The following is a 20,958-nucleotide window of genomic DNA, read 5'->3' on the forward strand; positions in this document are numbered from 1 at the left end:
GCCCTGCCCGCTAGATGACGTAACTGTGCTGATGGCTTAACTGAAAAGCTTCTGCCAACAGTTCCACTGTCTGGAGTCTCGTTTCCACTTGGTGACCGCCGGCGACGACCATGACTTCATCAACACCGTAGCTCTCAGCGAGTCGCAGGATTTGTTCCCTGACTTCTCCTGGATTACCTACGATCATCCGTGAGCGATTGTCTCTCACGCGCGTTTGATCCCAGTCGGAATACACGTATTCCGCTGCTTCTTTCGGCGATTTCACTCCGGTGAACTCGCCTTTTTCCATTTGCAGAATACGCAAATCGATCGAGGTCGCGAGTTCCTCGGCTTCTGCTGTCGTTTCGGCGCACAGCGCATAGATGCAGACCGTCGCCTGCGGGACGACATTCAATGCGGACGGCTGGAACGAGCTGCGGTAGCTGCGCACCGCATGCTGGCCTCCCGCGCCGTTGATGAAGTGCGCGAAGCAGAAGGCTGCGCCTGCCTGCGACGCATAGACCCCGCTCTGCCCCGTGGAGCCGAGCAGCCACACCTGGGGCATCGAGGCCACCAAAGGGGTGGCGCGGATGCCCTCGAACACGTGCCCCGGTTCCACCGAGTCGGTGAGGAACCGCAGCAGATCCGTGACTTGCGCCGGGAACCGCTCCAGTCCCTCGAACAGATCCGCGCCGACGCCACGCAGCGCTTTGGCTGTATGCGGCGTGCCGCCAGGCGCACGCCCGATCCCAAGGTCGATGCGCCCAGGATAGAGCGCCTCCAGCATGCGGAAATTTTCAGCAACCTTATAGGCGCTGTAATGAGGCAGCAGCACACCGCCGGAGCCAAGCCGAATTCGGCTTGTGCGAGCAGCTAGGGTGGATAAGAAAACCTCTGGCGAGGAACCGGCAAGCCCTGCTGAGTTATGATGCTCCGACACCCAGAATCGGGTGTAGCCGAGACGGTCAGCGAGCTGCGCGAGCGCAATGGTTTGTTGTAATGCTTCACTATGGGTAAAGCCGGATGATACCGGTGACTGATCAAGAATACTTAGCTTCAGCATAGTCATCCCTTCTTTCTAAGTCTTCTGCCGATGATGATACTGATGTCAATTATACAACGCCCAGCTCACAAAAGAAAAAAGGACAAACCGAAGTGGCGTTGTCCTGTTGGGCGAGTTGATACCGTGGTGGTCAATTATACGTTATTTTTTTCTAGAACAAAGCGAATGCACCATAAGTCCCTGCCGTAAAAGTCAGAAGTAATGGCGTTAGCTGGCTTTGTAAAGTCATGATCTCCAGCTAGTTGTAACCCCGCTTCGTCAATTAAGCTTAAAAAATTCTCCACATGTACGTCAGGATAATCAACGGTAATAATCAGTTTACCCTCATCTTTCAAAACGCGTTTAAACTCTTCTAGAGCACGCAATTGCACGCTCATGTCCTCGATGTGTTCCATAACCGAAATACAAAATGCAACATCAAACTTCGCGTCTTCATATGGCAATTTTGAAATATCAGCAATTGTTATATTTGGCTTACTTAAAGTGGAAAGGTTAATTTGATCTATATTCGCTTTCCCCACATAATATTCCAGCTCTTTAATGATTTCATCTCTATCTAGAATGCGTTCATCCATGTCACAAGCGTATACCTCTTTACACTTGTCGACTAGATAATACTTGAATGGATGACCCAAGCCACAGGCAGCATCTAGTACAACGTGATCTTTTTCAACAAAATGGGCAGCCCAGATGTATTCATAATGTCGACTCCACCAATGATTAGGCAACGAATAGAATATGTCTTGATTCTTGGTATCCTCATATGTAAAAAAGCGAGACGCGTAGTTATCCATATCATTTCCCCATTCAGAGTTCTTATTTTTCAGCATCGTTATGTAGGCATTCAGACATTCATCTCTAATAGTTACTAGGATACCTTACGTTGGCCATTTCCAGTTGCGCCTACATTTCGGCCAGTCGTTCTCGCTTTCCTGCTCCTAATCGACCGCAGCGCATGCGTACAACCCAAGAGAGCAATACCACCAGCCATATAGCCAGCTAACACATCACTGGGATAATGAACACCTAGATAAATCCGGCTTACGCCAATACATAGAATGACAAAGGCAGCTACCGTTGGTATCCACCGTGCCGATTTCCACGTCTGGCGCACATTCACCCATAACAAATACGCAAGCAGTCCGTAAAACAGAAGCGAAACCATCGCGTGACCACTTGGAAAGCTAAACCCATCAACTTCAACTAACCAACCGTCTGAGGATGGACGATCACGTTCAATAAGTCCCTTAAGCCCTGTATTTAGCCCCCAAGCGCCAAGTACACCAAGGAATAAGACAAGTGTTTCCAACCGATGTTTATATTTAAATATTAATAGTGCAGCAACTAGAAAAAAGAGGATGAATTCGGTCGATCCACTACCCATGAAGGTGAATACTTTCGCAACGGCAGTCAACAGATCGCCTCGCTGCTCCTGAATGTAACCGCCTACATATTGATCAAAATCTTGCAGCCATTTCGCCGAAAAGCTCTGCGACAGCACAATAAAAATAAGGAGCAGAGCACCTGCTCCCCCAAAACTCCATGCCATATCTTTAACGACAACTTTCCCCTTCATCTTTTCTCATGCCTCCCACGGCGAATTGTTCATTTCTTCTCTCTCATGCTGCTTGACGCACTTTGCGCCCTTGTCGTTTCTTAATAATCAATGGGACGATAGCAAAAACGGCATACATCGCTACGGCTCCAAGAAACTTCCATGACCATATATCGTTTAAGGAAGCACCGAATACGTTATACACAATCGCACCTGGAATAATACCAATGAACGTAGCCCACGTGTAGTCCCAAAAGCGGATCTTAGATAATCCCGCACCATAACTAATACCATCGAATGGAAAGAAAGGCATGAGCCGCATATAGAGTACGACCATGAAGCCTTTTTCCTCCGCTTTTTGATCGAATGATAACAGTTTGGGACTTCGTAAAATACGCTGAAAGCTGCCGCGGCCCCATCTGCGCGTAATGTAGAAAGACAATAAGGCACCCGCGCCTGCACCTATAATATCGTAGACCGTCCCCCAAAAAGCGCCAAATACATAACCACCATAAAGCGTCAACGGTGTTGCTGGAAATAAAACTAACGGCCGCAACGTATAAGCAAGGATATATAACAGTCCGCCAAGCGGGCCTAGATCTCGTAGCCATCTCGTGAGCCAATTTAGATCTACATGCTTCCAAACACCCGTCCATTTGAGAATTAATAAGCCGATCACAGCAATCCCAAACCAACTAATTAGCAACCAAAGCGGCTTTGAACGCGCCATGGCTCGCCTCCTTCTTACTGCTGATTCCTTATTCTTACAATCCATGATTCCACTCCATCTTACACAAATGTAGGGGTCTATATCAACTCGTCGTAGAAGGTCGATAGGTGGACATCCTTTTCTCTCCTCTCTCCGAAGGAAATCATTGATGCCATCAGTTGGATATGATAAACTGCTCCCATCTTCTATCCAATTCTATCCATTCATTTCTACTATACCATGGCAACTATATCCCGCATCCACTGGAGGGCTCACCCATGCTGCTTCGACGTAAAAGTATTTTTCTGACGCTATGGCTCTCTTACATCCTTATTCTTCTCATTCCCGTAACAGGTACGTTCATTTTGTACACCAATATGGAAAAAAATATGATCGATAACGCTAACCGATCGAATTTGGCTATGCTTGAACAAGCTCGCCAAGTCGTAGACAACAACCTCCAAGAGATCGAACAGCTCGGCATTCAGATTGCCACACAACCTAAGCTTCAAACCCTATGGACCATCAAGGACGGCGAGAAATACATTCAATATGAAGAGGCCGTCCGCGCGTTAAAAACCATTCGCAACAGCTCACCTTTCATCGAGGATTTCTACATCTATTTGCGTGATGACGATACGGTGATTTCCCCTAATCTAAAAACAGATGCCCCTACTTTCTTCACAAATCTCTATCCGCTTCCTGGTAAGAGTTTGGATCAAGTCCGTGATGAGCTGCTTACCGGCTATCATTACTTAACCTACCTGCCTACTTCCGACACAACAGCCGATCCTGCAACCAAAAGCGTCATTGCCAGCGCAATCTCTCTACCTCTTGGCGAAACAAGCAATGTGAAAGGCACAATCGTCATGCTGATCAATGAGCAGCAAATCCTGCATCTATTGAAAGGCATTCAATGGGTTAATAATGGCTCCATGTTTATCTTAGATGATACAGGGCAAGTGATTCTCTCTACTTCGAACACGTACAAACTGTCCCCAAGCTTGCTTGCAGAAACAACGGGCAGTAATGGCTATGCAACCTATGCGGCTGACGGCAAGGCGCACATGCTATCGTTTACGACAGGAGCAAGTGGCTGGAAATATATTTCCCTAGTTCCGAAGAGTGTCGTCTTAGAACGGGTAAACGAAATGAAAACATGGGCCATTTATTTGCTTATTCTTGTTGTCGCTGCCGGAAGCGCTGCCGCTTATTGGATGGCCTACCGAAGCTATAGCCCGATTCGCGATCTTGTCTTTTCGATTAATAAAGGTAACAACGTGCCACGCCAAGGTTTATCCAATGAGTATGAATTTATTCGGAATTCCATCGCTGCATCTGTAGCCGAGGGCAAGGCACTCGAACAACAGCTAGCAGGTCACCTTCCTGTTGTACGGGCTAACTTTCTTACCCGCCTCTTGAAAGGAGAAGTGGATCCACCCGAATTAACGGATGATTCCCTCGCCTTCATCGGTGTTCAATTCCCGCATCCCTATCTATGTGTCATCGTCCTTGAAGTGGATGAAAGCCGGGATTACCGAATTGAAGAAAACGAGCGGGATCGCGCCCTCGTCCGATTTATTTTATTTAATTTAAGCAGTGAATTCATTGGACATTCCGGATATGTCACAGAAACAGACACCAATCGACTAGCGCTAATTCTCAATGTACCCGATGCTTCTGAGGAAACGCTCCTTAACCGAGACCGCTTAATTGCTGAACTCAAAGGCGTGATTGAGGAACGATTCCGTATGAAAATAACGGTGGCGACTAGCTCTTTAAGATTCGGGAGATCCGACGCTTCGTATTGCTACAATGAAGCGCTGAATGCCTTAGACTATCGGATTATTCACGGCATTAATTCTGTCATTCATTACGATGACATTCGCTTCTTAGAACGAACATATTACCACTACCCGATGGAAATGGAAGCTCACATCATCAATTGTCTCAAAAGCGGTGAATATGAAGCCGTTGAACGGCTGCTCAACGAGCTGTATCAGAATAATATGGGATCACGTGACACAACCCCTGAACTTGGCAAGCTGCTCTTCATGAATTTGTTAGGGACCGTACTGAAAGTAACGAATGCCCTGAAGCTAGATGAGAAGCAGTGGCAGGAAGATGGCTCTGATCCTGTGAAATTGATTATCAACAGCACTTCGGCTGAGGATATGTTAAAAAAAGTGAAGGAGCTCTGCTTCTTTATTTGCAGTAGTGTACAAGATGCTCGATCGGAACATAGTGAACGTTGGCATGAGCGTATGAAACTATATATCGATCATCATTACAGCGATCATTCACTTAGTTTAACAACCATTGCTGATCATTTTGGCATGACACCGCAGTATCTGTCTGGCTTATTTAAAAAGCAGTATGGGATCAATCTTACGGACTACATGATTGAGGTTCGGATAAAAGAAGCGAAGCGTTTTTTGGAGACCCCAGGGATGACGCTCCTGCAGGTTGCCGAGCAAGTGGGCTATTCAACAGATATTGGTTTTATCCGTGTGTTCAAGAAAGTGGAAGGGATTACACCCGGAAAGTATCGTGAAATGCAGCTAAGAGAGGGCCATCTGAAAGATAGTTAGTCTCCCTGAAATACGGTTTACGCTTGATCTGAAGCTGTGTTTATCGTTCAGTAGAACGTATTGTAGGCACCTAAAGTCTGTTCTTCTATATTGAAATTGCGGGCACCGATTCCGCAAAACCAATATGTACAGGAGGGTCACACACGTATGAACAGAAATAAAAAAACGATGAAATTGACCTTAATCTCGGCTGCAGCACTTTCCGTCTTGATCACAGGATGCAGTAAAGAGACAGCTACACCATCACCCGCAGTATCAAGCGCACCTGCAACCACTACTTCGTCTGCAGTCCCAGAATCGAAGTATCCTGCTTCCCTTACATACTGGGTAGCTATGAACGGTAATGCTGCAGCTGTTATGAAGAACTACAATGAAATGGCTGCTTATAAAGAAATTGAGAAGCAAACAGGCACCAAGGTTGACTTCCAGCACCCGCCTACAGGCCAAGAGAAAGATCAGTTCAATATTATGCTAGCGTCGAATAGCTTACCGGATGTTGTGGAGTATAACTTTGCAACGTTACCACAAAGTGCGGATTCCCTCATTAAAGGGAAGCAAATACTTCGTCTAAATGAGCTCATCGAGAAGAATGCCCCGAACTTAACAAAGATACTAAAGGATCATCCTGAATTCCGTAAAATGATTACAACGGACGAAGGCAATATCTATGTGATGCCATTCTTACTGGGAGATGAACTGTTAAGCGTAGTCAACGGCCCTATTTTCCGCCAGGATTGGCTGGATAAATTAGGTTTGAAAGCTCCCACAACCATTCCAGAATGGGAAACGGTCTTAACCGCATTTCGTGATAAGGATCCGAATGGTAATGGCAAGAAGGATGAGATTCCGTTCTATATGAATTTAAGCGGAGATTTCGACGCGAATAACCTGCTTGTTGGTGCATGGGGAATTACAACGGATTTCTACAATGACAAAGGTAAAGTCAAATACGGCCCCATCCAGCCTGAATACAAAGAGTTCCTAGCTACGCTGGCACGCTGGTACAAAGATGGCTTAATTGATAAAGATTATGCCAGCATCACCGATGGCAAGCTGAAAGATTCCAAGATTACGAACAGCCAAGTCGGCGCTTATTCTGGGTACGCGGGTTCTGGGCTCGGCCGTTACTTAACCTTGGTACAACCGACCAATCCCACTTTCGCCTTATCCGGCGTCCCTTATCCGAAGCTGAAGGAAGGCGCTGCAGCCTCTTTAGGCCAATATACCATGCCATTCACAGGCTATGGAGCTGCGGTCTCAGCGAAAGCTAAGAATCCGGACGAAATCATCAAATGGCTTGATTTTAAATACAGTCAAGATGGCGCGATGCTGATGAACTTCGGTATTGAAGGCCAGAGCTACAAAATGGAGAACGGCTATCCGAAATATACAGATCTCATTATGAACAACCCCGATAAATTGCCTGTTACTCAAGCGATGGCAAAATATTTCCAAGCAAGCTGGAGTGGGCCTTTCGTTCAAGACAAACGTTACATCGAACAGTATTATACGATTCCTGCGCAACGTGAAGCTCAGAAGACATGGACCAATGCCGATCATTCCAAACAAATGCCTGGTGTTAGCTTGACAGCAGACGAAAGCTCCAAAACAGCTTCCATTATGAATGATGTGAAAACATACCGGGATGAACTGTTCAATAAATTCGTTATGGGTGCTGAGCCCATTGAGAACTTCGATAAATATGTGCAAACCATGAAGAGTATGGGCATTGAAGAGGCTGTTAAAGCTCGCCAAGCAGCCTTAGATCGATTCAACAGCCGTAAATAATCATAAGTTCAGACGCTAAACTCACGGTGTGGGAGAAGGGCTCCCTGCCGTGTGGCGTCTTCTTGCACCCATTTTTACCGACTCAACAGCTGAAGGAGGGGCCCCGTGATGCCCGCAGCACTTAAAGAACAGACCGGCTCCGTGAAACCAGCCGTAGACAAAAGCAAGTTCTCTTACCGATTCATCCGCGATGCGAAAATGAATAAGTATGTGTACATCATGCTGTTGCCTGTCGTGGTTTACTACATTCTTTTCTATTACGTGCCCATGTATGGACTGCAAATTGCCTTTAAAGACTATGCGCCAGGGATTGGCATTTTTCATAGCCCGTGGGTTGGATTCAAACATTTTCATGACTTCTTTTCCAGCTATTTCTTCTGGCGGATATTACGCAACACTTTGCTGATCAGCGCTTATGATTTATTGTTTTCCTTCCCTGCCTCCATCATTTTGGCGCTTCTGCTTAACGAGCTGCGCAGCCGCTTTCTGAAACGTACCGTTCAAACGATTACGTATATGCCACATTTCATTTCTATCGTCGTCATATCGGGTATGCTCGTTGATTTCTTGGCCCGTGATGGATTAATTAACAATATCTTAAGCTCTTGGTTCGGATTTACACCGGTTACGTTCTTGCAAGAATCAGGCTGGTTCCGCTCTGTTTATGTATCTTCGAACATCTGGCAAAATATCGGCTGGGGCTCCATCATTTATTTATCAGCCATGTCAGGCATTGATCCTTCGTTGTACGAAGCTTCCAAGGTGGATGGCGCCAATCGCTGGCAACAAACGTTCAGCATAACCCTGCCGGGTATCATGTCCACGATTGTGATTCTGCTTATTCTGCAAATCGGGAACTTCATGACCCTTGGCGCCGACAAGATCCTATTACTTTATAACCCAACAACCTATGAAACGGCTGATGTCATTGGCACCTTCGTCTATCGCAAAGGGATTCTCGAATCCAACTTCAGCTATAGCTCCGCTGTTGGGCTCTTCAACTCTCTCATAAACTTCACACTGCTCGTTCTGGCCAATACATTAAGCCGACGCACCAGTGATAATAAGCTTTGGTAAAAGGAGGCTGCAACCATCATGCGTAGAAGCTGGGGAGAACGAATTTTTGACCTTTCCAATTCCTTATTCTTAATCCTACTTTCTTTAACAACGCTGTATCCGTTTCTGTATGTACTGATCGCCTCTCTCAGTGACCCAGCTTGGATTGTGCAATTCCGTGGGCTGCTTTGGTACCCCAAAGGCTTCAATTGGGAAGCCTATCTCATGGTTTTCAAAAACCCGGCCATCATGTCCGGCTATCTCAACACGATCCTGTACGTCACGCTCGGTACCTCGCTAAACATTCTGATGACATCCCTGGGCGCATATGCACTTTCAAGGCATAATCTGATGTGGAAGAATCCCGTCATGTTTATGATTGTATTTACAATGTTTTTCAGTGGCGGATTGATTCCAACCTACCTGCTCATTAGCGACTTAGGCATGGTGGATACCCGCTGGGCACTTCTGATCCCCTCGGCCATGAGTGCGTACAACCTGATTATTATGCGAACTGCGTTTCAGGGTGTACCTGTTAGTTTAGAGGAATCCGCTAAGTTAGACGGCGCTAACGATTTCACCATTCTTTTCCGCGTCATTCTGCCTCTCTCCATGCCTGTAGTGGCCGTGATGGTGCTCTTCTATGGGGTTGCTCATTGGAACAGCTGGTTCAGCGCTCTGATTTACTTACGAACACGTGACCTTTACCCGTTGCAGCTCATTTTGCGAGAAATATTGATCACGAACAGTACCGAATCGATGATGACGGGTGTTAGCGGGAACGATAAGATGCCTATCGGAGAAACGATCAAATACGCGACGATTATCGTAGCAACTGCGCCTATTCTATTCCTCTACCCTTTCCTGCAAAAGTATTTCGTGAAAGGCGTTATGATCGGCGCGATCAAGGGTTGATCGACACGGCAACCTTCATATATAAAGCTGTCTCATGTCGTCAGCTGCTAGCTGCATAGTGGTCTTATTCCCCGGAATCCCCGATAAAAAGAAGAATAAGCAATTCAAACTTGCTTATTCTTCCGATATTCGCCCATACCCCACACGTTTCCCACATCTTCCCCTTAAAAACCAAATAAACAGCAAGTACCACCTGATTCGTAAACTCATACTAAATTCCTCGCATTCGGCTCTACTCAAATTGATTTCAATTGACTAATCGAAAGGTTTGAATTTACACTATAGGAATAATTTAGGTTATTAAACATAGAGGCGTCATGCTCCGCGAACGTTGCCACATCAACAAGTCAGTTGGGAGATACGCATATGAAGAAAATTGTTGTTCTACTTCTATTAACTGCGCTGTGCCTCTGGCAATATGTAAGAACCTCGTCGGCTGGCGAAGATCCCTTCTTACGCTCCGACTATAGCAAGCTTCGCCCTGTAAAGATTGAGCGGGTCATACCAACCAAAGAAATAAAGCAGCTTCAGCAGATTGTGAACAAGGCCCGGGAGAAAGGGCTCAAGATTTCGATTGCCGGCCAGCGTCACAGCCAAGGCGGGCATACGTATTACAAGGACAGCATCGTGCTGGATATGACCCCATTTAACAAGGTTCTTGCCTTCGACAAGACGGCTAAGACAATAACCGTACAATCCGGAGCCACTTGGGCAGATGTACAAAAGTACATTAACCCTTATGGGCTTGCTGTGAAGACCATGCAATCTCAAAATATTTTCACCATCGGAGGCTCGATCTCCGTCAATGCACATGGCCGTGACATTCGGAATGGCTCTCTTATTAGCACGGTTGAATCCTTCCGACTATTGGGGGCTGACGGCCTTACTCGAAATGTTTCCCGTTCTGAAAATGCCGAGCTATTCCCGCTCGCGTTAGGTGGATACGGATTATTCGGTGTCATTTTGGATGTAACCCTGTCGCTGACGGAAGATGAAGTGTACGAGATGACGAGCGAAACTATGTCTACAGATACCTATACTGACTACTTCCTTAACCAGGTTAAAAAGAATCCCGATATCCACATGCATCTCGCACGCATATCTGTCGCACCAGATACATTTTTAAACGAAATGTATGCTACGAATTACAGGACACGATGGGATCTCCCTGTTACCGACTATAACCAATTAAAGCAGAAAGACAGCAATGTGTTGCCGCTCAAATTTCTGTTTGGACTTAACCGCTCCTTTGATTGGGCGAAAGATAAATTTTGGGACTTACAACGATATTTCCTTATTGGCCGCAGCACAATTCTAACTCGCAATAACGCTATGCGATCTGAATCTGATTTTATGGACTACAGCTCGGATACCAAAAACGATCTTCTCCAAGAATACTTCATTCCCGTGGAACATTATGCATCGTTTATTAATGGCATAAAACCTATCCTGCAAGAAGAACAATTAAATCTATTAAATATTACGGTTCGTTACGTTAATCATGATGAAGAAGCTTTGCTCTCCTATGCGAAGAGCGACATGTTCGCCCTTGTATGTCTATTTAATACCCCACTAAGTCGTGAGGCGCAAGCTCGTATGACTCATGGCATTCAGCGAATCATTCATGAATTAATATCCTTTAATGGCTCTTATTATTTGCCCTATGCTCCCTTCCCTTCGGTAGAGCAGTTCCGAACGATATACCCTAAAGCGGATGCCTTTTTTCAAGCCAAAGATCAGTGGGATCCACAGCATCTTTTTATGAACCAATTCTACGATGATTATAGGGGGGATTAGGATGAATGTCGGACTACTCATACGATCCCAAAGCTTAGCGACATTAGCAGCGGGAATGATTTACCCTTACTACTTGCTATTCTTGAAAAATCTCGGCAGCACCTACTCGGCCTACGGACTCGCTTTCGCTATTTTTACGATAAGCTCTGCCGCCTCTTCCTTCTGGCTCAATAAACTAGTTGACCGCTCCTCGGTGAACCTGATGGCAGGCGGTTCGCTCGGAATGATGGCAGCCATGCTCGTCTTCCCGTGGATCCCTTCCTATGGCTATGTCTTACTTCTACAAGCATGCATGGGTGTCTGTAACGCTATGCAAAAAATGAGCGAACGCGGATTGCTCGCAGATGGGACTGAGCGCGGTAACCGCGGAGGCACGCTTGGCCATTACCATTTCTGGACATCGGTATCTTCCGGTTTCGCTGTGCTCATCGGAGGTTATATCATTGATTGGCTAACGATTGATGTGTTGTTTTATGTTAGTGCGGGAATTTATGCAGTCAGTGCATGGATGACGCTGCGAATGCGGAAAGATATAGGTAAGAAACATACACTTTCCTAAAATGACATGAAAACCTTGAAAACCGCGGCCTCATGGTTTTGAAGGTTTTCTCTTTATTCACAGTTGCCAAGTAATTCTTATAGATTGTGATCTTGCAATGGAGTATAATAGCCGTTGGGATTTAAAAATTGTAGAATAATGTTTGATTTTGTCGAATTGGAAAATAACCCCTTTGACTATATCCGACTTTTTTAGTAGGATATAAAAGAAGTCATTGGTTCATTGCATATACATATTAGATATAGAGGAGAGAAACACCATGAAAAAAGCCATATTCTCAGTTCTTGCAGCAACTGTATTACTAACAGGCTGTGGGGCAGCAAAGACAGACACAGCATCACCTGCAGCATCCGGTGCGCCAGCAGGCAAATCAGATAAGAAGATTATCCTTATTACACCTGAGAAGATCGGTGTGAACCCGTTCTTTACTCAAATGGATGAGGGTGTAAAGAAAGCTAGTAAAGAATTTGGAGTTACTGTTAAAACTGTTGAATCCGAAGATGCGAGCGCGATCGAGCAAAACTTGCGCGCTGCCGTTGCTGACAACTATGATCTCATCATTACAAGCTCTTTCACAGCTGAAGATGCTCTTAAAAAAGTAGCAACTGAAAATCCGAAGAAATCTTTCGCGATTATCGATACCGTTGTTGATCTTCCGAATGTTCGCAGCGTTGTTTTCCGTGAACATGAAGCAGCTTACTTGCTAGGAGCAGCAGCAGGCCTTTCTACGAAGAAAAACATTGTCGGCATGGTAGCAGCCGTTGATATTCCACTGATCAAGAAATATACGGTTGGTTTCCAAGAAGGTTTGAAAGCAACGAACCCGAATGCGAAATTCATCGTTAACTATGTAGGCAGCTTCACGGATCCAGCGAAAGCGAAGGAATTGGCATTAACTCAATTCTCGCAAGGCGCGGACTTCATCGCAGGTGCATCGGCTGTAGGCGATCTTGGTGTATTTGAAGCAGCGAAAGAAAAAGGCTTCTTTACTTCCGGACAAGATATTGACCGTACAGTAACAGATCCCGAGCATATCGTGCTTTCCCAATTGAAAGGAACAGATGCTGTTGCTTATCAAACCGTGAAAGATTTCGTTAACGGCACGTTTAAATTCGGCGCTGTTGACTACGGCTTGAAAGAAGATGGCGTTGGTCTTACATTTGTTACAAGAGAAACGAAATCAGCACTAAGTCCTTTCGTTGGGCAAGATGTTATTACAAAGGTAAAAGCTATCCGTGATGATATCGTTTCTGGTAAAGTGAAAGTAGAAAATCCAGTAAAATAATCGCGCGACAATCGTATAGGTTTGACCCGGGGACTGTTTACGGAGACGTAAGCAGTTTCCGCATGTCTAGGTAGAGGAGTGAAAAACCGTTATGCTGCTTCAAATGCGTCAAATTACGAAAACATATGGCACTTTAACAGCGAATTCAGGCGTTGATTTCTCGCTGCGTCAAGGTGAGATCCATGCATTAGTTGGGGAGAATGGCGCTGGCAAAACCACCCTAATGCGCATCTTGTACGGTATGGAGCAGCCTACGGCTGGTCAGATTCTTTTGAACGGCAAGGAAGTCGTGTTTACGAATCCTACGGATGCTATCCGTCACCGTATTGGGATGGTTCATCAGCATTTCATGCTCTTCCCGTCTTTTACCGTGGCTGAAAATATTGTAATCGGTAATGAACCCAGATCTGGCGTTGCTTTTGACCGCAAAAAAGCCATCGCTCAGGTAGAGGAGCTTTGTGCCAAATACCGCCTCCCGATTGATCCTCGCATGAAGGTAGCTGATTGTCCGCTTGGTTTACAACAGCGTGTAGAAATTTTGAAAGTATTATATCAAGGTGCCGATATCATTATTTTGGACGAGCCCACTGGTGTACTTACGCCGCTCGAAGCGAAAGAGCTGCTTGTTATTATGCGAAGCCTCGCTAACCAAGGCAAAAGCTTCATTATTATCACACACAAGCTGCATGAAGTTATGGAAGTTGCTGACCGGGTTACCGTGCTTAGGGACGGAAAAGTAACCGGAAGCGTCGATGCAGGTGCAACAAACGTTGAGGAATTGTCCAAATTAATGGTAGGCAGAGATCTGAAACAGCTTCAGAAACGGACTTTGCAAACAGGTCAAACGATCCTTCAAGTTAATAACATTTCCATTCATGGAGATAAAGGCAAGCCCGTGCTGAATAACGTTAATTTGCAAGTGAGGGCTGGCGAAATCGTTGGCATAGCAGGTATTTCAGGTAATGGCCAATCTGAATTGATACAAGCCATTTCAGGACTTCAGTCGATTGACCAGGGTGACATCCAACTGCTTGGAAAACCGATTAGTGGACGTTCAGTTCGCGAAATCAGGGAAATTGGACTATCACATGTCCCCGAGGATCGTTACCAATGGGGCGCAGCCAAGGAAGGTACTGTGCTAGATAATGGAACGATGGGCCATCATAAAACGACAAGCCGCTCAGGCCTACTTCATGGGCAGGAGCTTCGCAAACTAGTTAACCGCTTCATTCAGCAGTTTCAGATTAAAACCGGTTCGCAAGATACCCAAGTGAAGTTTCTTTCTGGCGGCAACTTACAGAAGCTAATTGTGGCCAGAGAAATCGCACAGAAGCAGCCATTCCTCATTGCGGCAGAACCGACGCGCGGCGTGGATATTGGGGCAATGGAATTGATTCATGAAGAGCTGCTTCGCAAGCGGGATGAGCAAGGAGCTATTCTATTAGTCTCTTCCGAATTAACGGAGATTCTCAAGTTGTCTGATCGTATTGTGGTTATGTACGAAGGGCGAATTGTCGGGGAACTATCGGCTGAAGATGCAACAGAGGAACAAATTAGTTTATGGATGGCAGGGGGAAATTCAGATGCTTAAAAGTCGACTCAACCTAAGCGCTTGGATTCAGCCGCTGCTTGCCGTTTTCATTGGTTTACTCGGTGGTGCGATTGCCATTGTGCTCATTGGCGGGTCCGTCATTGAAACATACACAGAAATGTGGAAAGGTGCCTTCGGCAACTTCTTCTATTTCACGAATACACTAACGCGCGCAACTCCACTCATTCTTGTTGGGTTAGGCGTTTCAATCGCCTTTCGTGCCGGATTCTTCAACATGGGGTCTGAAGGCCAAATGATTCTTGGCGCATTATCCAGCGCTATGGTTGCCCTATACCTGCCTGGACCACCGTTATTTAAATTGCTGGCAGCCATTCTTGGCGGCATTCTGGCAGGTGGCATTTGGTCCGCTTTTGCAGGCTGGCTCGATGCGAAATTCCGAATGAATTTGATCATTACAACCTTGTTGCTCAATTACATAGCAGCTTTATTCGCAGGCTATTTAGTTGCTTATCCATTGAAAGACACGTCGGGTTCCGCAGCGCTCGCCCAAACCATGATGATAGATAAAGGCGTATGGCTTCCCAAGCTGTTCCAAGGAATGAGCGTCCATGCCGGCTTTATCATAGCCATCGGACTAGCGATTCTCCTGTTCTTGTTCATTAAATATACCGTTGCTGGTTATGAAATTCGGATGTTGGGCTATAACCCGTTGTTTGCCGCCTATGGCGGGGTCAATAGACGGAAAGTCATGCTAACTAGTATGTTCGCCAGCGGTGGCTTTGCCGGGCTTGCTGGAGCCATTGAGGTACTCGGTATGCAGTATCGTTATACGGATGGCATGATCTCCAATCCAGGCTACGCATGGTCAGGCATTATGGCGACTCTGCTTTCAGGGGCTCATCCGCTAGGTACGGCTATCGCCTCATTGCTCCTTGCTGCCTTGCAGACCGGAGGCATGGGGGTAGAACGCAATACAGACATTCCACTGCAGATATCCAGTGTCATTCAATCATTGCTCATTCTCTTTGTAACTGCTAAATTCAGCTTTACCCTATGGAAACGTCGGAAAGGAGGCAAGAGCGATGGAGCATCTTCTTGATGTATCTTTATTTAACTCCATGTTTCGCATGGTCGCTCCTATTCTTCTTGCAGCACTCGGCGGAGCGATCTGTTCGCGGGTCGGATTGTTTAATGTCGGTTTGGAAGGCTTCGTCTTGGTCGGCGCCTTCTCGGCGATTGTTGGCAACTATTACACAGGCAACGTATTCCTTGCCGTGCTCATCGCCATAGCCGTAACCATGCTGTTTTCACTGATATTTGCTTATATGAGTATTCACTTGCAAGCCAATGTTATCGTCGTTGGTATCTCGTTCAATTTTCTAGCCCTAGGCTTAACAGCCTTTTGTTTAAAAGCTATTTTTAATGTAAAAGGCGCTTATTATGATAAAAATATGATCGGGCTTCCGAAGTGGGACATCCCCTTCATTCAGGATATCCCTTTCATTGGCGGGATCGTTTCCGGACATTCCCCGCTGGTTTATCTTGCTTTTGCGCTCGTGTTCGGGCTTCAATATTTGCTATTTAAATCGGTTCTAGGCTTCCGCATGATTGCCGTCGGAGAAAATCCGATTGCCGCAAAAAGTCTCGGCATTAAAGTCAATCGAATGCAATATATCGCCGTCCTGATCTGTGGTGTTCTCTGCGGACTAGCAGGTGCTCAGCTCTCCTTGGGACAAGTGACGATGTTCACTGAAGGCATGACGGCAGGCCGCGGCTTCATCGCGCTTGTTGCAACGATGTTAGGACAAGCTAATCCACTTGGCGTTATGGCTTCCAGTTTATTATTTGGTTTAATGGATGCATTCAGTATCCGTCTGCAAGGATTCTCACTACCTACGCATTTCACACAAATGCTGCCTTATATCGTGACATTGCTTGCTATGCTGTTCTTCCGCAAAAACAACTACCTAGCAGATGCACAGAAAGCCAATGGCAGTTCGCGATAAGTGATTAAACAAGCAAGCTTAGGAGGCTAACAGATGAGCAAAGACACCAAAGCGGAGCGCATCAAGCGCATGCAGATTCCCGCTGTAGAAGTTCCACAAGAGCTTGCGGGTAGAATTCCACCGGGGCAAGCGGTCACCGATCGATTCCCTATTTTACATGAGGGTGAAGTGCCTAACTACGATATGTCCACATGGTCTTTGCGTGTTTTTGGTCAAGTAGCCGAAGAGAAAACATTCAGCTACGACGACATACTGGCCCTGCCTCGTACACAAATCCAATGCGACATTCACTGTGTGACCCGTTGGTCCAAGCTGGATACGGTTTGGGAGGGTGTGCGTTTCAGAGATTTTCTTCAACTAATCGATGTGAAACCAGAAGGAAAGTTTGTCATGCTGCATGCAGATCAAGACTACGAAACGAATGTGCCGCTCGCTGATCTGATGGGTGACGATATCTTGCTGGCAATGAGTTTCGATGGTAAGCCGCTTACGCTAAAACACGGCTGGCCGCTCCGACTTGTTGTTCCACATTTGTATTTCTGGAAAAGTGCGAAATGGATTCGCGGTATCGAGTTCATGGCGGAAGATCGCGAAGGCTTCTGGGAACGCAATGGCTTCCATAACGTCGCAGATCCGTTCCAAGAACAACGCTTCTCCGGTGAAGCCATCCCCATCCCAGAAGATGAGTGGGTCAGAAAGGAGTTCGATTAAGTTGCTTTTATCCATCTTACAAGTCAATTCTGAAGATTTGACTCCCTATGCTATTGTGTGCGGCGATCCGTTCCGTGCCGAAGCTATCTCTCGCAAGCTGGACAACGCGCGCGAGCTATCGTTCAGCCGGGAATATCGCACCTTTGTTGGCGAAAAGGATGGCGTGCCCATCACCGTTGTGAGCCATGGTGTCGGTTCCCCTGGCGCTGCCGTTTGCTTCGAGGAGCTCATCAAAGGCGGCGTCAAGACACTGATTCGCGTCGGAACTGCTGGATCCTACTCAGCCGATGTTCCTCCTGGCAGCCTCGTTGTAAGCACCGCGGCGGTACGTGAAGAAGGCTTAACTCGCCAGTTAGTGCCTCATGGCTTCCCTGCGGTAGCTGATCACGCTGTTACACGCGCGCTGTATGAAGCAGCATCTGAAACAGACGGACTCGTAAAGCAAGGGATTACCGTTACCTTGGATGCTTTCTTCCAAGGTGTCGAGGAATTCCCGCATCGTAAATACAAGCAAGCTGGCGCTTTGGCCGTTGAGATGGAAATTGCTGCCCTCTATGTCATCGCTACGTTGCGTGGCGTGCGTGCGGGTGCCATCGTCGCTTTGGATGGCTATGCAGACGCTGATCTGCGTGAAGTATACAATCCGCATACAGATGTCGTTTCTGGGGCTATTGAGCGGGAGATTGATGCAGCGATTCGAGCGATTGTGAAGCTGGGTGCGGCTGAGTAGTAGTGATCGATTTCCTGGTTCTGGTTCTGGTTCTGATCTCAGTGATCCAACCTGCAACCATCCCTCTCCCTCCTACCAGCAAAAGATGCAAAAATACATCAATTTTCCTGTTCTCCCCCTCGGAAAGAGCAAATTCATGCGAAAATGCATCATTTTCTGTGATTTCAGCTCATTTTAGGGCTTTTCGATTCAAAAGGATGTATTTTTGCATGTCTTAAACAGGTTTAACCTACTTTGCCTAGAAAAAGATGCACTTTTGCATCTTTGCCTTCCGTCCAACGCAATCAACGTAACAAAAAAAAACCTTCAACCCACATGTCTGTGGTTGAAGGTTTTTCTTTTAGGTCATTAAGCCAGCCATTGCTTCACTTTCGTTGAGAAGTTATTCAGCATCTCAACTGTCCCGAATTGGCAGCTGAAGTCTTCGATACCAAGGTAGCCATCGTAGCCAACTGCTTTCAAATCGCCAAGCACTTGCTTCCAGTTCACGATACCCGCATCAATCGGTGACCAGTCACTTTTCCAAAGCTTAATGCCGACTTGTTCTTCGCCTGTAAGCGTCCATGCGGCATTTTTGACATGCACGTGTGCAAGGTAAGGTCCTAGCAATTCAAGGCCCATACGGTGGTTCTCGAAGCCTTCATGCACCATGTTACCTGCATCGTGAAGGACACCAATGTGCTCTGGTTTGAAACCAGATACAAGTCGATGCGCCAATCCAGCACTCGCTGTAATCGTATTGTGATGAGTTTCAACTAAACCTTTCACACCATACTGTTGCGAAAGCTCTTGTACATGGTGAAGGTAGTCCACCGCTTTGGCGAACAAATCATTGTAGTTTTGGCTTTTATCGTAACCAGGTACACCCACACGGATGAAAGGTACGCCTACCTTTTGAGCAGCTTTAAACACATTCTCTGTTTCCGCAACATCACAGTTATTCAAATAAGGTGTGATGCTCAGGTTCACTAAATTTTCATTCAATGCAGCCTGCTTAAAACGCTCCAGTTCTGCATCAGACGCAGCTGGGTCGATCGAGCATAGGTTATTTCCCCAGAAGGAAGGCTTTTGTCCAATCGCATTTGCAGGGATATCTTTGAAGCGCCACTCGATGCCAGTAATACCAGCAGCAGCAGCCGCTTTAGCAAGCTCTTCTGGTGTCAAATCTGGGGTAGCTACAGTAAATACGGATAATTTCATATATAAGCCTCCTTAGGTATAAGCAAGATTAGGTTAAATGTTTATCTCTCCTATATTTTGCAGTATAATAAAAACGTATTCATTGCATTAATTGGGCAAAAGTTTGCTTATATTGACTCCAACTCCAGACAAGGAGATCTTCATATGCAGGAAATGTACAAGAATCTTCATCAGTTATTGACTTTTCGACACGCGGTGACCCATAATCCGATCCCACTGGACTTCCACCAACATCAGGACCAATATGAAATCTACTTTTTCCTTACAGGTGACGTTCATTATTTTATCGAAAAGCAAGTCTATCCCTTACAGTATGGCGACCTTCTGATTATGCATAGCAACGAGCTCCATCGGCCTAATTTTCAGTCCAAAAAACAGCGTTACGAGAACGTCGTGATTCACTTCAATCCTGCCATCCTCCAGCAATTCAATTCTCCACAGTTTAATCTGCTGGACTGCTTTGATAACCGGGTATTTGGTGAGCAAAATCGAATGAGACTGACGCCGCCGCAAATTGACGACATCATGAAGCTCTATGATCGCATGGAGATGCATCGCCGTCCGCAGGCACTGCCTGGTTCCGAAATTTTATACGTATCCACTTTTATCGAACTGCTCGTTTTTATTAATCGGATCTTTCAAAATCAAGGTAAACAAGAAGAACAAGTCATGATGCCGGACAAGCTCTCCTCACTCTTTACCTACATTGATGAAAACTTGGAACAGGACCTGTCGCTAGAAGTTCTGGAGCAAGTCGTTTTCATGAATCGTTCCTACTTATGCCGACTATTCAAAAAACATACAGGCAGCACGATTCACGAGCACATCCTGTTCAAACGTATTGCAAGGGCTAAGCATTTGCTGCGAGAAGGCTCTACGGTCACTGACACTTGTCAGTTAGCGGGCTTCAACGATTACTCGAACTTCATTCGGACGTTTAAGAAAGCCGTCGGACTGCCGCCTCGGCAGTACCAGTCACAGCAACGACGAATATAATCACTCATCTAAATCCCTGATAGGAGTTGAACCTTGTGTCCCACCATCAGCTTCAATCCCCATCGAGTTTGGCGCATCTAGCCAGAATTCGAGACTTTTGCACCATGCTCCCTGAAGTCGAAGAAAAAGTAGATGAATTTGGCCATACGACTTTTCGTGTGAAAGACAAGCCCTTCATCATGCTTGGTGAGAATGACGGTCAAGTCTCGACAGCGCTCAAAACCGAGCTTACGACCCAAGAATTCCTGCTAGGTCAAGAGGGCACAGCCTATCAAAAGACGCCCTACATCGGACGTCATGGCTGGGTTAGTATCTGGAACGTTGACCTCGTGCCTTGGACCGAAATTCAAGATCTAATCGTCGAAGGGTATGCGCGGACTGCACCTAAGAAACTTGTTCAGCAATTAAAAAGCATGAAATCCTAATCTTGTCTGCAACAAAAAAAAGGTTGCCCACGTCTATGACG

At 46.2% G+C, this 20,958-nt stretch carries 19 protein-coding genes; 14 read left to right on the forward strand and 5 right to left on the reverse strand.

All coding sequences use genetic code 11. From position 1 onward, the window contains the following. Positions 1–10 precede the first annotated feature (10 nt). From AC58QT_RS14885 to AC58QT_RS14900, 4 genes are all read right to left on the reverse strand, one after another. Positions 11–1,042, reverse strand: coding sequence for an LLM class flavin-dependent oxidoreductase (locus AC58QT_RS14885; protein WP_310499642.1), 1,032 nt, complete (start codon positions 1,040–1,042; stop codon positions 11–13). 134 nt (positions 1,043–1,176) lie between these two features. Further along, complete coding sequence (locus AC58QT_RS14890; RefSeq protein WP_497409650.1) at positions 1,177–1,836, reverse strand: class I SAM-dependent methyltransferase; 660 nt, start codon at positions 1,834–1,836, stop codon at positions 1,177–1,179. Positions 1,837–1,910: 74 nt separating this feature from the next. Further along, the gene (locus AC58QT_RS14895; RefSeq protein ID WP_497409651.1) at positions 1,911–2,618 is read right to left on the reverse strand and encodes a phosphatase PAP2 family protein; all 708 of its coding nucleotides are present in this window, start codon (positions 2,616–2,618) and stop codon (positions 1,911–1,913) included. 43 nt (positions 2,619–2,661) lie between these two features. Further along, positions 2,662–3,327 (reverse strand): TVP38/TMEM64 family protein, encoded by a 666-nt coding sequence (locus AC58QT_RS14900; RefSeq protein WP_310499639.1) that lies wholly within the window; start codon positions 3,325–3,327, stop codon positions 2,662–2,664. A gap of 257 nt (positions 3,328–3,584) precedes the next feature. Between AC58QT_RS14900 and AC58QT_RS14905 the strand changes: the two genes are divergently transcribed. The 12 genes from AC58QT_RS14905 to AC58QT_RS14960 all read left to right on the forward strand — a co-directional run bounded on the left by AC58QT_RS14905 (position 3,585) and on the right by AC58QT_RS14960 (position 18,296). After that, positions 3,585–5,897 carry a helix-turn-helix domain-containing protein gene (locus AC58QT_RS14905; RefSeq protein WP_497409652.1) on the forward strand — a complete coding sequence of 771 codons (2,313 nt, stop codon included), beginning with the start codon at positions 3,585–3,587 and terminating at the stop codon, positions 5,895–5,897. A gap of 147 nt (positions 5,898–6,044) precedes the next feature. Then, positions 6,045–7,685, forward strand: a complete 1,641-nt coding sequence (locus AC58QT_RS14910; protein ID WP_497409653.1) for an extracellular solute-binding protein — start codon at positions 6,045–6,047, stop codon at positions 7,683–7,685. Positions 7,686–7,793: 108 nt separating this feature from the next. Continuing rightward, a complete protein-coding gene (locus AC58QT_RS14915; RefSeq protein WP_497409654.1) occupies positions 7,794–8,762 on the forward strand; it encodes an ABC transporter permease in 969 nt (322 codons plus the stop codon). An 18-nt stretch (positions 8,763–8,780) separates the two neighbouring features. Then, positions 8,781–9,656: a carbohydrate ABC transporter permease gene (locus tag AC58QT_RS14920; RefSeq protein ID WP_497409655.1), complete on the forward strand. Its 876-nt coding sequence runs from the start codon at positions 8,781–8,783 to the stop codon at positions 9,654–9,656. Positions 9,657–10,022: 366 nt separating this feature from the next. Then, complete coding sequence (locus AC58QT_RS14925; protein WP_497409656.1) at positions 10,023–11,453, forward strand: FAD-binding protein; 1,431 nt, start codon at positions 10,023–10,025, stop codon at positions 11,451–11,453. A gap of 1 nt (position 11,454) precedes the next feature. After that, entirely contained in the window at positions 11,455–12,012 is a 558-nt protein-coding gene (locus tag AC58QT_RS14930) for an MFS transporter (protein WP_497409657.1), read from the forward strand. A 259-nt stretch (positions 12,013–12,271) separates the two neighbouring features. Continuing rightward, entirely contained in the window at positions 12,272–13,297 is a 1,026-nt protein-coding gene (locus tag AC58QT_RS14935; protein WP_497409658.1) for a BMP family lipoprotein, read from the forward strand. Between the two features lie 91 nt (positions 13,298–13,388). Next, positions 13,389–14,888, forward strand: coding sequence for an ABC transporter ATP-binding protein (locus tag AC58QT_RS14940; protein WP_497409659.1), 1,500 nt, complete (start codon positions 13,389–13,391; stop codon positions 14,886–14,888). Beyond that, complete coding sequence (locus AC58QT_RS14945) at positions 14,881–15,948, forward strand: ABC transporter permease (RefSeq protein WP_497409660.1); 1,068 nt, start codon at positions 14,881–14,883, stop codon at positions 15,946–15,948. Before AC58QT_RS14940 ends, AC58QT_RS14945 begins: the two co-directional genes overlap by 8 nt. Further along, positions 15,932–16,855 (forward strand): ABC transporter permease, encoded by a 924-nt coding sequence (locus AC58QT_RS14950; RefSeq protein WP_310499629.1) that lies wholly within the window; start codon positions 15,932–15,934, stop codon positions 16,853–16,855. Before AC58QT_RS14945 ends, AC58QT_RS14950 begins: the two co-directional genes overlap by 17 nt. Before the next feature lie 33 nt (positions 16,856–16,888). Then, positions 16,889–17,566, forward strand: coding sequence for a sulfite oxidase-like oxidoreductase (locus AC58QT_RS14955; protein ID WP_497409661.1), 678 nt, complete (start codon positions 16,889–16,891; stop codon positions 17,564–17,566). A 1-nt stretch (position 17,567) separates the two neighbouring features. Beyond that, a complete protein-coding gene (locus tag AC58QT_RS14960) occupies positions 17,568–18,296 on the forward strand; it encodes a nucleoside phosphorylase (RefSeq protein WP_497409662.1) in 729 nt (242 codons plus the stop codon). A gap of 348 nt (positions 18,297–18,644) precedes the next feature. On the opposite strand, the gene AC58QT_RS14965 is transcribed toward AC58QT_RS14960, so the two are convergent. Next, positions 18,645–19,496, reverse strand: a complete 852-nt coding sequence (locus tag AC58QT_RS14965; RefSeq protein WP_497409663.1) for a sugar phosphate isomerase/epimerase family protein — start codon at positions 19,494–19,496, stop codon at positions 18,645–18,647. 144 nt (positions 19,497–19,640) lie between these two features. Here AC58QT_RS14965 and AC58QT_RS14970 point away from each other — a divergent pair, with 144 nt between their 5' ends. Both AC58QT_RS14970 and AC58QT_RS14975 read left to right on the forward strand, forming a co-directional pair. Further along, the gene (locus tag AC58QT_RS14970) at positions 19,641–20,492 is read left to right on the forward strand and encodes an AraC family transcriptional regulator (protein ID WP_497409664.1); all 852 of its coding nucleotides are present in this window, start codon (positions 19,641–19,643) and stop codon (positions 20,490–20,492) included. A 35-nt stretch (positions 20,493–20,527) separates the two neighbouring features. After that, positions 20,528–20,917 carry an MmcQ/YjbR family DNA-binding protein gene (locus AC58QT_RS14975; protein ID WP_497409665.1) on the forward strand — a complete coding sequence of 130 codons (390 nt, stop codon included), beginning with the start codon at positions 20,528–20,530 and terminating at the stop codon, positions 20,915–20,917. Positions 20,918–20,958: the final 41 nt, after the last annotated feature.

Source organism: Paenibacillus sp. J31R109, assembly GCF_059692055.1.